12 protein-coding genes are annotated in these 11,950 nt (G+C 61.6%); 4 read left to right on the forward strand and 8 right to left on the reverse strand.

From position 1 onward, the window contains the following. Nucleotides 1–25 precede the first annotated feature (25 nt). From ACSSVY_RS09090 to ACSSVY_RS09115, 6 genes are all read right to left on the reverse strand, one after another. Nucleotides 26–1,054: a GlxA family transcriptional regulator gene (locus ACSSVY_RS09090; protein ID WP_454269237.1), complete on the reverse strand. Its 1,029-nt coding sequence runs from the start codon at nucleotides 1,052–1,054 to the stop codon at nucleotides 26–28. Then, nucleotides 1,035–2,141: an ABC transporter ATP-binding protein gene (locus tag ACSSVY_RS09095; protein WP_454269239.1), complete on the reverse strand. Its 1,107-nt coding sequence runs from the start codon at nucleotides 2,139–2,141 to the stop codon at nucleotides 1,035–1,037. The genes ACSSVY_RS09090 and ACSSVY_RS09095 overlap by 20 nt, the downstream gene beginning before the upstream one ends. Beyond that, on the reverse strand, nucleotides 2,138–2,938 hold the full coding sequence (locus tag ACSSVY_RS09100; RefSeq protein WP_454269241.1) for an ABC transporter permease: 801 nt from the start codon (nucleotides 2,936–2,938) through the stop codon (nucleotides 2,138–2,140). The genes ACSSVY_RS09095 and ACSSVY_RS09100 overlap by 4 nt, the downstream gene beginning before the upstream one ends. Beyond that, nucleotides 2,935–3,777 carry an ABC transporter permease gene (locus ACSSVY_RS09105; RefSeq protein WP_454269243.1) on the reverse strand — a complete coding sequence of 281 codons (843 nt, stop codon included), beginning with the start codon at nucleotides 3,775–3,777 and terminating at the stop codon, nucleotides 2,935–2,937. Before ACSSVY_RS09105 ends, ACSSVY_RS09100 begins: the two co-directional genes overlap by 4 nt. Before the next feature lie 74 nt (nucleotides 3,778–3,851). Further along, entirely contained in the window at nucleotides 3,852–4,964 is a 1,113-nt protein-coding gene (locus ACSSVY_RS09110) for a polyamine ABC transporter substrate-binding protein (protein WP_454269245.1), read from the reverse strand. A gap of 46 nt (nucleotides 4,965–5,010) precedes the next feature. Continuing rightward, on the reverse strand, nucleotides 5,011–5,811 hold the full coding sequence (locus ACSSVY_RS09115) for a creatininase (protein ID WP_454269246.1): 801 nt from the start codon (nucleotides 5,809–5,811) through the stop codon (nucleotides 5,011–5,013). Between the two features lie 94 nt (nucleotides 5,812–5,905). On the opposite strand from ACSSVY_RS09115, the gene ACSSVY_RS09120 reads away from it, so the two are divergent. Next, on the forward strand, nucleotides 5,906–6,796 hold the full coding sequence (locus tag ACSSVY_RS09120; protein WP_454269247.1) for a LysR substrate-binding domain-containing protein: 891 nt from the start codon (nucleotides 5,906–5,908) through the stop codon (nucleotides 6,794–6,796). Nucleotides 6,797–6,898: 102 nt separating this feature from the next. Next, on the forward strand, nucleotides 6,899–8,116 hold the full coding sequence (locus tag ACSSVY_RS09125) for a M24 family metallopeptidase (RefSeq protein ID WP_454269248.1): 1,218 nt from the start codon (nucleotides 6,899–6,901) through the stop codon (nucleotides 8,114–8,116). 131 nt (nucleotides 8,117–8,247) lie between these two features. On the opposite strand, the gene ACSSVY_RS09130 is transcribed toward ACSSVY_RS09125, so the two are convergent. Next, the gene (locus ACSSVY_RS09130; protein ID WP_454269249.1) at nucleotides 8,248–9,162 is read right to left on the reverse strand and encodes a threonine/serine dehydratase; all 915 of its coding nucleotides are present in this window, start codon (nucleotides 9,160–9,162) and stop codon (nucleotides 8,248–8,250) included. A gap of 80 nt (nucleotides 9,163–9,242) precedes the next feature. Between ACSSVY_RS09130 and ACSSVY_RS09135 the strand changes: the two genes are divergently transcribed. Then, a complete protein-coding gene (locus ACSSVY_RS09135; RefSeq protein ID WP_454269250.1) occupies nucleotides 9,243–10,058 on the forward strand; it encodes an LOG family protein in 816 nt (271 codons plus the stop codon). Between the two features lie 75 nt (nucleotides 10,059–10,133). Here ACSSVY_RS09135 and ACSSVY_RS09140 read toward each other — a convergent pair whose 3' ends face one another. After that, the gene (locus ACSSVY_RS09140; RefSeq protein ID WP_454269372.1) at nucleotides 10,134–11,168 is read right to left on the reverse strand and encodes a succinylglutamate desuccinylase/aspartoacylase family protein; all 1,035 of its coding nucleotides are present in this window, start codon (nucleotides 11,166–11,168) and stop codon (nucleotides 10,134–10,136) included. A 61-nt stretch (nucleotides 11,169–11,229) separates the two neighbouring features. On the opposite strand from ACSSVY_RS09140, the gene ACSSVY_RS09145 reads away from it, so the two are divergent. Then, nucleotides 11,230–11,913: a methyltransferase domain-containing protein gene (locus ACSSVY_RS09145; protein WP_454269251.1), complete on the forward strand. Its 684-nt coding sequence runs from the start codon at nucleotides 11,230–11,232 to the stop codon at nucleotides 11,911–11,913. Nucleotides 11,914–11,950 lie beyond the last annotated feature (37 nt).

Here is an 11,950-nt window from a genome sequence, read left to right on the forward strand (position 1 = left end):
CGCGCGGCGACAAGCGCTGTCGCGCTCAGCCCGCGCGACGGTATTGCCCCGGCGAATGGCCAAAACGGCTGCGGAATGTCTTGATGAACACCATGGGCGAGGCAAAGCCAGAGGCCATGGCAATCTCGGTCACGCTCAGATCGGTTTCCCGCAAGAGGCTTCGACCATGATCCAGCCGCAAGTCGCGGAAAAAGCGATAGGGAGTCTTGCGCAGGTATTTCACGAAAAGCCGCTCCATCTGGCGGCGCGAACAGCCCGCGACGTCGGCCAATTCATCCATGCTGATCGGCGTCTCGATATTGGTCTGCATCACCTTGATCGCCCGCACCAACAGCGGATTGCGGCTATCGAGCGCATTGCTGATCGACGCGCGCTGCGGGCTGCGTTCTGCCCGGCGCTGGCTATAGAGGCACATATCGGCCACCACATCGGCAAATGGCCGGCCATAATCCGCCTCGATCATCTCAAGCATCATATCCGTGGCGCCGACCCCGCCGCCGCAGGTGAAAATCCCGCCATCCACCTCAAAGGTGTTGCCCGTCACCTCAACCTCGGGGAATTTCTCGCGAAAGGCGGGCTGATTTTCCCAATGCAGCGTCGCGCGCCGCCCCTCGAGCAGCCCCGCCTGCGCCAGCGAAATCGCCCCGGTGCAGATGCCGCCCACCCGCCCGCCAAAGCGCGCGTGCTGGCGCAAGAGCGACAGCAAATCCTTGCTGCCCGTCCCCGTGCGCACCGTGCCGCCGCAGACCACGAGATCGGTCTCGCGCGGGAAACCCCCGAGCGATTGATCGACATTGACCGACATCGCACAGGAACTGACAACCGGACCGCCATCCTGAGAGGTGACGGTCCAGCGATAGAGCGGGCGCTGTGCCAGTTGATTGGCGATGCGCAGCGGATCAAGCGCCGCGCTGAACGCCAGCAGCGTGAAATCCGGCAGCAGGTGAAAGGCAAAATGCCTCGCGGGTTTGGTCGTCTCAATCGCAAAGAACGCCGCCCCTTGCGGCACGATCGCCTTGCGCGTCACATGAGTGTCATTCTCCGGGTAGGACATGACAGGCTTCGGGCTCCCAATGCAGGGTCAGGGTGCTTCCTGAATGCAGATCAACAGAGGCCAGTTCACCATGACTTTTCTGCACCTTCAACTCTTCACCTGACTCTGTCTCGAGAAATACGACGGCCGAGGCCCCCACGAACTCTTCGCCCACCACCCGCGCGCGAATACCCGTCACCCCTGCGCCCACAGCACCGATCTGCATCTTTTCGGCACTGACGACAAAGGACAGCGTATCGCCCACCGATTTCGCAGGCGTTTGGGGGGCCTTGATTGCAAATCGCCCATGCGCGGTCTCGACCTGCCAGAGATCCCCCGCCTTCTCGACCAGCTTGCCGGTGAATATATTGGCCGAGCCAAGGAATTCCGCCACGAACCGGTTGCGCGGCGCGTGATAGATTTCCTGCGGCGTGCCGATCTGTTCGATCTTGCCCCGGCTCATGATCACCACCCGGTCGGCCATGGAAAACGCCTCGGACATGGAATGGGTGACATAGACAAAGGTGATGCCGAGATCCTTTTGCAGGTTCGACAAGACCGCCTGCATCCGCACCTTGAGATGGGCATCGAGCGCCGAAAGCGGCTCATCCAGCAGCAGGATTTTCGGCTCTGTCACCAGCGCGCGGGCTAGGGCCACGCGCTGCCGCTGCCCGCCCGACAATTGCGAGATATTGCGATCCGCGAATTCGAGGATCTGCATCTTGTCCAGCCATTTGCGCGCCCTTTGCGCGCGCTCCACCTTGCCCTCGCCCCGCATCTTGAGGCTGAACTCGACATTCTCCTGCACGGTGAGAAACGGGAAAAGCGCGAGGCTCTGCCAGACCATCGGCGTATCGCGGTCCCAGGTCGCCTTGCCGTTCACCCGCGTTCCGTCGAGATAGATATTGCCCTCGCTTGGGTCCTCGAGCCCCGCCAGCATCCGCAGCGTCGTCGTCTTGCCACAACCCGACGAGCCCATGATCGCCAGAAACTCGCCGCGCCCGATCTCGAAATCCGCGCGCTCTACGGCGGTGAACTCGCCGAACCTCTTGACCACACCCTCCAGCCTGACGATGGCCTCGGATTTCACGGGGGTTTGCATGTTCATGACTTGTCCTTTGTGGAATTGCGCAAGAGCATCTGCGCAAGGATGATCAGCGTGATGGAACTCAGAAAGGCGAGAGAGCCGATGGCGTTGATCCGCGGGCTGACCTGCCCTTGAAGAAACCCAAGGATTTTCACCGGCAGCGTTTCATTGAGGCCCGACACGAACCACGCCACCGCGAATTCGTCGAACGACACCGCCATGGTGATAAAGAGCGCGGCAAAGAGTGCCGGCTTGGTAAAGGGAATGATGACATGGCGCAGCGTCGCCCATTCATTGCCCCCCAGATTCCACGCCGCCGCCTCTAGGTCGGGGTCCATCTGTGACAGGCGCAGGCGGATGATGGCCATGGCAAACGGGCTGCACATCACCCCATGCGCGATGATGATGGAAATCGCACTCCCCGACAGGTTCACCCGCGACAGGAACGCCAGCATCGCCAGACCCATGATCACCACCGGAATTGTGGGCGGCAACAGCGCCAGGGCCAAATAGACGTTCTTGCCAAAGAAGTTGTAGCGGTAATCGGTATAGGCCCCGCCAAATCCCAAGAGCGTGGCAATCACCGCCACAATCAGCCCCACGATCACGGTGTTGAAAAACCCGGCCCAGACAAACGGGTCTTCCCAGATCAAGCGATACCACTCGATCGAGAAATGCCCCAAGGGCAACGATGGGAACCGGTCGGAGTTGAGCGAAAAGACGAAACTTCCAAGGATCGGCGCAAAGATAAAGATCACGCAGACCGCGATATGCAGTTTCAGGCCCGCATTGATCAGGCGATTGTCATTGCCGGTCATTTGCCGCGCTCCTTGTAGGCATAGGTGATGGCGGCAAAGGCCACGGTCAGCAGCGTGCCGATCATCATCAGCGCGACCACGGCGGCACGCGGCCATTGCTGGCCGGATTTGGTGATGTCGGTGATCAGGATCGAGAGCGTCGGCGGATTGCCCCCGCCAAGGTAGAGCGGGCTCACGAAATCGCCGAACGAGAGGATAAAGGCAAAGAGTGCCGCAATCACAAGGCCGACCCGCGCCGAGGGCACAATCACCGCCCCGACCGTGCGCAGCCGCCCGCACCGCAGGTTATGCGCCGCCTCGACCAGATCGCGATTGACGAAATTGAGGCTGAACACCTGCAAGAGGATCACCAGCGGCAGGCAGAGTGTCACCATCCCCACCAGCGTGCCAAAGGTGGTGTTGAGCATGCCAAACGGCCCGATGCCCAGCATCCCAAGCGCGGCATTGATGATGCCCTCATCCGACAGGAACACTTGCAGCGCATAGATGCGCACAAGGTAGCTGGTGAAGAACGGGATGATCAGCACGAAGATCACCCATTGCTTGACCCGCTCCGACAGTTTGAACGAAATCGCATAGGCCGCCGGAAAGGCGATGGCGCTGGTCAGAACCGCACTTGCCGTGGCCAGAATGGCGGTGCGCAGATAGGCATCCCAAAAGATGCCGCGCATCAGGATGCGTTCCCAATTGCCGAAGTTCAGGTCCGGCATCATCTGGAAATTGCGCACGGTCCAAAAGCTGATGGCGATCAGAAAGATCAGCGGCACCGCAAAGAACGCCAACTGCCAGATCAAGAGCGGCAGCGCCAAGGTGAGCGAATAGAGGCTGGGTCGGGTCATGGAATACGGCTTTCTCAGAGGCTAGAGGGCGGTGCCGGGGTCTGGGGAGAACATGACCCCGGCCAAGCCTTCCGTCAGGCGCCCTTGTAGTCGGACCAGAAGTCGTTCCAGTCCTCAAGGCCTTGTTGCACGGGCAACTGGCGATACTGGATACGCCCCTCGCGGATCATGTCCATCGCATTATGCTGGCCCAGCACCATGTTCTGCCGCTTGGCCTCGGCGGGGTTGGTGGCGTTCAGCACCTCCCAGCCCTTCTTGCTGGGGATGAGCGCGGGATAGGCCGCCATATCGGCGGATTTCGCCTGACCCTCGGGCGAGGTGATCCACTGAATCCACTTGCGCGCCATCTCGTAATTCTGCGTGCCCTTGCCGATCGAAAAGGACTCGGTCCATTGCAAACCGCCCTCTTCAGGAATGGTGGTGCGGACCTTTGCCCCGTTCTTTTCCAACACGCCGGTGATCCAGTCACCGATCCCGGCAAAGGCCAGCATCTGCCCATCATTGAGCGACGAGAACGTGCCGCCATAGTCAAAGAACCCGCCGACCTGACCGCGCAGCGCCATCGTGGCTTCTTGCACCTTGTCCCAGCCTGCATCGTCGATGTCATAGGGTGACGCGTTGCCCGCCGCGAGGCTCATTTGCCCGAGGTTCGGCAAATGCCAGTCGAAATGCCCCAACTTGCCGGTGACGCGTTCATCAGAGAACACCGCATAGCTGGCCGCGTCCTTTTCGCTCAGCACATCGGTGTTATGCGCCACCCCCAGAAAACCAAAGCGCGTGATCACGGAATAGAGCGTGTCATCCTGCCAATGGCCGGGGAATTTCTGAAACTCTGGGTAGAAATCATCAAAGGCGTAATCGGCGGCATCCAGCGCCTCGATATACCCGGCCGCGTTCAACTGCTGCACATATTCCGCGTCCGACAGGATCACGTCATAAGTGCCCGCAGGCGATTGCGCGATCAGGCCCAGCATATTGTCACCGCCGGTGTAGTATTTCGGCGTGAACTTGACGTTGTTTTCTTCTTCGAACGCGCCGACCATATCGGGCTCTGCATGCCCATACCAGGCCAGCATCGACAGGTTAACGGTCTGCGCCGCCGCCCGGATTGACAGGAACGGCGTAGCAAGTGCAGCCCCTGCGGTCATTTTCAAGAGATGTCGGCGGGTGGGGGTTCTGAGGGTCATTTTATTCTCCATGTTGGCAGGCACTTATTCTGGTTTTTCAATCACGTCACTCGGCGGCCACACGGTCGCGCGTGGCAAACTCGGTGCGCAGCGCCGCAACGATGCCGCGCGTGCAGACGTCAATCAGGATGTCGCCCTTTTCCGCCGTAGCATTCTTGGGTGAAGACAGCGTGCCGCTGGCAGGCGTCCACGCAGGGTGCGGCGGATAGACGTCATAGGGCGGGAAACTCGCGGGCGCATGATCGACCGCCCGCTCCAGCGACACGAGGTCAGGATAAAGCCGCAGCATCAGCGAGGTTTCCAGCACCCCGCCATGCTCGATATCCCAGCCCAGAAATCCCTCAGGGTATAGCTTCGCAATCGCCGCCTGATCGACAAAATCCCAATAAGACAACACCACGACCTTGGTGTCATGGATGCCCGACCAGCCCAATTCGCGCAGCGCAAGGTCGATGCCCTCGGCAATGAACCACGAGTTCTCGAAATGACCATTCACGATGCAGATTTGGCGATTGCCGTGGCGCGCAAACTCGCGGATCACATCCTTGAGCGCATTCACAAGGTTCGCCCCATCAAGGCTGGTGGTGCCCGGAAAAAAATTGCCGCCACCGGATTTCTGCTGCGATTTGTAGCCATATGTAAAGGGCGGCGCCACCAGCCCGCCCACCTCTGCCGCCGCGCGCCGCGCGAATTCCGTGGGCAAGAGCACATCAACATGCATCGGCATGTGATGGCCATGCTGCTCCATCGACCCCAGCGGGATGAGAATCGGCACTGCCCCCCGCGCCACCCGGCGCTGGTACTCGGGCCAGGGCAATTCTGCTGCAAAAACGGTATCTTGGGCCATGTCATCGCCTTTCTTTTCGGATTTGCTGATCCTAGAACAGCTTGCCTCATGCGCAAAATTCATAGTAGCAATGTATGAATAAGGATTCTTAATCATGCGTCATTTCGTAAACCTGCAAACCGACCTGATCCGCACCTTTGTCACAGTGGTGGACCTTGGCAACTATACCGAAACCGGTCAGGTTCTGGGCCGGACACAGCCTGCAATTTCATTGCAAATCAAACGGCTAGAGGACCTCGTGGGCGCCAAACTCCTGCATCACAAGGGCAAGGTTCTGGAGCTGACACCGCAGGGTCACGCCCTCATCGGATATGCCCGCGAGATGCTGCGCCTGAATGATCGCGCCGTCGCCAATCTGCACGAGGCGCAATTCATGGGCACGCTGCGGGTGGGTTTGCCCACCGATTACGCGATTGGATATTTTCAGCGCATCATCGCCGATTTCGCCCGCACCAATCCCGATGTCACCTTCGACATCCGCTGTGACTGGAGTCGCAATATCCTGAGCCAGCTGCATGTCGATGAATTGGACCTCGCCATCGCCATCACCGATACGATGCCCGCGCCCTATGTCTCGCTCTACTGGTCCGAACGCCCCTTTTGGGTCTGCGGGCGCGACTATCAATTCTCGCTCGACAAGCCGGTTCAGATCATCGCCCACCCCAAGGGCTGTTTCTACCGCAAGCGGATGATCGACGCGCTGAATACCGAAGGGCGCGAGTGGCGGATTTGCTTCGAAAGCCCCGGCATCACGGCGGTGCAGAACGCAGTTCTGGATGGGATGGGCGTGACGGCGCTCACCAAGAAAACGCTACTGCCCGGCATGCGTGTCCTCTCGCCCAAAGAAGGGTTTCCGCCGCTCGCCAATCTGCACGTCGGCCTCTTTTACAAGCATATCAAGGCCTCCGATGCCGCACCGAAACTGATCGAACAGATCACCGAAGGCGTCAGCGCCTTCCGCAAACCAACCCATGCCCGTAGCTAGCCTGCATTTCCTTTTCTTATTCTCAGATCAAACCTATTAATTTTGTGCAGAGCCCCTTTGCTGGTAGCGAAAGCATATCCAAGCCAGTGAGGAGAGACCCAAATGCTTGACGACATGTTGCACGTCACGGAATGGCACAACGGGGAAAAGGAATTTTCGCCCTTTTCCGACAATGAAATGGCCCGCCGCCAGAACGAATTGCGCGTCTGGATGGCCGATAACAACGTCGATGCGGCGCTGTTCACCTCTTATCACTGCATCAATTATTATTCAGGCTGGCTCTACTGCTATTTCGGCCGCAAATACGGAATGGTCATTGATCAGAAAAACGCCACGACGATTTCGGCAGGGATCGACGGCGGCCAACCCTGGCGCCGGACCTTTGGCAGCAATGTCACCTATACCGACTGGCGGCGCGACAATTTCTATCGCGCGGTGCATGGCCTGACCAAGGGGGCCAAACGGGTCGGCATCGAGTTTGACCATGTTTCGCTCGACTATCGCCAGCTTTTGCAGGATGCGCTGCCCGGCGTCGAACTGGTGGACGTGAGCCAGCCCTCGATGTGGATGCGCACCATCAAATCCGCCGAGGAGATCAAGCTCATCACCGAAGGCGCGCGGATTTGCGACGTGGGCGGCTATGCCGTGGCCGGTGCGGTTCAGGCGGGCGTGCCCGAGCATGAGGTGGCCATCGCGGGCACAAACGCCATGATCCGCGAAATCGCCAAATCCTTCCCCTTTGTCGAACTGATGGACACCTGGACATGGTTCCAGTCGGGCATCAACACCGATGGCGCGCACAACCCCGTGACCAACCGCGTGGTGCAATCGGGCGATATCCTCAGCCTCAACACCTTTCCGATGATCTTTGGCTATTATACCGCGCTTGAGCGCACGCTTTTCTGCGATCACGTTGACGATGCCAGCCTCGACATCTGGGAGAAAAACGTCGCCGTGCATCGCCGCGGGCTGGAATTGATGAAGCCCGGCGCGCGCTGCATGGATATCGCGATCGAACTCAACGAGATGTATCGCGAGTGGGACCTGCTGAAATACCGCTCCTTTGGCTATGGCCACAGCTTTGGCGTGCTCAGCCACTACTATGGCCGCGAGGCGGGCGTGGAACTGCGCGAGGATATCGACACCGTACTGAAACCCGGCATGGTCGTGTCGATGGAACCGATGGTGATGATCCCCGAGGGTCAGCCCGGCGCCGGTGGCTACCGCGAGCATGACATTCTGGTCATCGGCGCGGATGGGGCCGAGAATATCACCGGTTTCCCCTTCGGACCCGAGCATAACATCGTCGGCAAAGGCTAACCGCCCTTGCGCGGCACGCTTGAAATCATGATTGCGGCGGCCAGTGTCCTGATGACGCTGGCCGCCGTGGCCCATGCGGACCGGCCCGCCATGGCGCTCTTGTCCGGCTCTCGCGCCTTGATCGTTCCCGGTTATGCCAACGGATCAGGAGCGATATTGCCACCACAGATCAGAACCGCCACCCGCTCGCCCACCGCAGGCCGATAAGCGCCCGACAAAAGCGCCGCCAGCGCCGCGGCCCCAGCCGGTTCCACCAATTGCCGCAATTCGCGCCACAAGAGCGTCTGCGCCTCGAGAATGGCCGCATCAGGGACCAGCACGCTCTGCACGCCTTGCGCCTGCGCCAGACCAAAGCAGATATCCCCAATCCGCCGCGCGCCCAGCGCATTGGCCGCCACGCCAGACACCTCGACATCCACCGGCGACCCCGCCGCAAGCGCGGCATGAAGCGCGCAGGATGTCTCGGGCTCGACCGCCACCACGCGGCGACGCCCTTCAAGCCAGCCCAGCGCCCCGGCGATCAGCCCGCCACCACCCACGGCAATCAGCACCGTATCGGCGCTCAATCCCTGATCCTCCCATTCCGCCATCACCGTGCCCTGCCCCGCCACGGTCGTCTCGGCGTCATAGGGATGCACCTCGATCGCCCCTGTTGCCGCCCGCCATTCGGCGGCACGCGCCGCCGCCTCGGCATAGGCGCCGGGAACCACCTGCAAATCGGCCCCTTGGGCGCGGATGAGTGCAATCTTGGCCGGGCCCGCAATCTCGGGCACGTAAATCCGGGCGCGGTGGCCCAATTTCGCCGCCGCATAGGCCACCGCCGCGCCGTGATTGCCCCCCGAGGCTGCGACAATCCCGGCCTCCGGCACCGCCGCCTGCAAGAGCGTGTTGAACGCGCCGCGCGCCTTGAAACTGCCGGTGTGCTGCATCTGCTCCAGTTTGAGCGCGACAGAGACTCCCCCCACCTCGGCCTGCATCACCGGCGTGCGCCGCACATGCGCGGCACTGCGCGCCCCCGCCTCGGAAATCCGCCTTTGCCATCCCATCGCTCACACCTCTTTGGCTTTTCTTGATCGGCCAAACCCTATACTCCTGAACTCCAAGACCCAAGCAAGGATCGCCCGCAATGAAAGACGACCGCCTCAGCCAGTTCCGCGATGCCGGTTCCGACCGGTCCACCGCCGAACAGGTGCCCGATACGCCCCAGACCCGCGCCCCTGCCTATCGTCTGGCCTTTGCCGATCCCGATTTCATGTGCCGCGATGAATTGCGCCCCGTGCGGCTGCAACTCGAACTGCTAAAGCCCGAAATGGCCCTGAACGAGCACGGCATCCAGAGCACCGTCGTGCTCTTTGGTGGCGCGCGCATTCCCGAACCGTCGCAAAAGCACACGGCGCGCACCAAGACGCTCGCGGATCTCTCGTCCTATTACGACGAGGCCCGCAAATTCGCGCGGCTGATGACGGAAAAATCCATGGCCGCCGACGGGCGCGACTATGTCATTGCCACCGGCGGCGGTCCGGGGGTGATGGAGGCGGGCAATCGTGGTGCTGCGGATGCGGGCGGCGCCTCGATCGGCCTCAATATCGTGCTGCCGCATGAACAGGCCCCAAATGAATATGTCACCCCCGGCCTGTGCTTCAACTTTCACTATTTCGCCATCCGCAAGATGCATTTCCTGATGCGTGCCCGCGCCATCTGCGTCTTTCCCGGCGGTTTTGGCACGCTCGATGAGATGTTCGAGGCGCTGACCCTCATTCAGACCGACCGGATGAAGCGCGTGCCCTTCCTGCTCTTCGGTGCCGCCTTCTGGCGAACCATCATCAATTGGGAGGCGCTCTCCGAGGCCGGCACAATCAGCGCCGAGGATCTCGACCTCTTCCAATTCGTCGAAACGGCGGATGAGGCGATGCAGATCATCAACGACTGGCCCCAAGACTGAGAGAGTCCAAACCGCCTTGCGCTTCTTCTTGGTGCAAATACTCAAATCCGCCGCCCCGCAACGCGGCGGTGCCACTCAGATGATCTCGTCCTCGTCAAACAGCGCCGCCGCCTCGAGATGGGCGCTGATGCCCCCCGCCGCCGCCTCGGCGCGCGGCGTTTCCGCCACATGGCAGAGTGCGTCGCCCTCATAGACCACCGGCAGGTTGGTGCGCCCGATGATGATCCCGGTCACATCGGCCACCACCTCGGTCTCGACATCGCCAAAGGCATTGGCCACCGCCCCAAGCACGGTGCCCGGCTGCACCGCGTCGCCCACCGCCAGATAGCCCCGGAAGAGCCCGCCGCGCGGCGCGCGATACCAGCGCGAGCGCGCGGCGCGGATCGGCACACCGCGCGCACGCGGCACGCCCTTGGCGCCAATCATGCCCAGATGCTGCATCACCCGCAGGATACCGCTCACCCCCGCCCGTGCCGCGAATTCGTCAAACCGGAGCCCCTCGCCCCCCTCATAGAGCAGCACGTCAACACCCGCCTGCTCGGCAGCCATCCGCAAGGAGCCGTCGCGCAGCTTCGACTCCATCATCACCGGCGCGCCAAAGGCGCGGCCCAACTCCTCCAGCCGCGCATTGCCCGGCGTCAGCCGGATCTGCGGCAGGTTGGTGCGGTGAATCGCCGCCGAATGCAGATCGATCCCAACATCGGCCCGGCGCACCACTTGATCCATGAAAATATGCGCCAGTTGCGAGGCCATCGAGCCTTCGCTCACCCCCGGAAATACCCGGTTGAGATCGCGCCGGTCCGGCAAATAACGTTTGTGATTGAGAAATCCAAAGGTGTTGACGATCGGCACAGCCAAGAGCGTGCCCGCTATCGAGGTGAGCGGTGCCGCCTTGAGCAGGCGACGCATGATCTCGACCCCGATCACTTCGTCGCCGTGAATGGCCGCCGACACAAACAGCACCGGTCCGCCGCGCCGCCCATGGATCACCTCAACCGAGAGATTGACCGGCGTGTGATTGGACAGGGTGCTCACGGGAATATCGACCCGCGTCCGCGTGCCCGCGTCTACAGAAACTCCACCGATCTCAAAGGGTTTGCGCCGCGCCATGGCATCCTCGTTCTCTCTGATGCCAAGGCTTAGGCAAATCATGTCAGCCTGTCCATGGGGCATGCAGACCCGCACGGCTCTGGTCTTTGCGCGGGATGCATGGCACAGCGCTCCGCAACGTCGCCAAGCCGAGAGGCCCGCCATGACCACCGCCCTGCATGACGCACGCCTCCGGGCCGTCTGCGCCGCCGTGCGCGACACGGGCGCGCACACGCTTCTTGATCTGGGCTGCGGCGCGGGCGATCTGCTCTTGCGTCTGGCGCTCTTGCCCGGCCTCACCCGTCTGACCGGGATCGACATTGATCTGGCCTCGCTGCGCGACGCACAGGCACGGCTGGCGGACCTGCCCCCCGAGGCGCGGACCAAGGTGCAACTGGCGCAGGCATCCATGACCGCCGCACATGCCAACCTGCGCGGCTATGACTGCGCGTGCCTCGTTGAAACCATCGAACATCTGCCCCTTGCCGATCTCAACCGGCTGGAACGCGCGCTCTTTGCCGATATGCACCCCGGCCATGTGATCGTGACCACGCCCAATGCGGACTTCAACCCGGTGCTGGGCGTGCCCGCGCACCGGTTTCGCCATCCGGGGCATCATTTCGAATGGGACCGTGCCCGGTTCAAGGGCTGGGCCGAAGGCGTGGCGGCACGCCACGGCTACACCGTCACCCGCCACGACATCGGCGAAACCCACCCCGCCTTGGGCGGGGCAAGCCAAATGGCGGTGTTTCAGCGGCTGGGGTGAGAGTTTCATCCCAAGTGACGAGCCGCGCGGTCGCTGG

This window comes from Roseovarius sp. MBR-51, assembly GCF_053628575.1.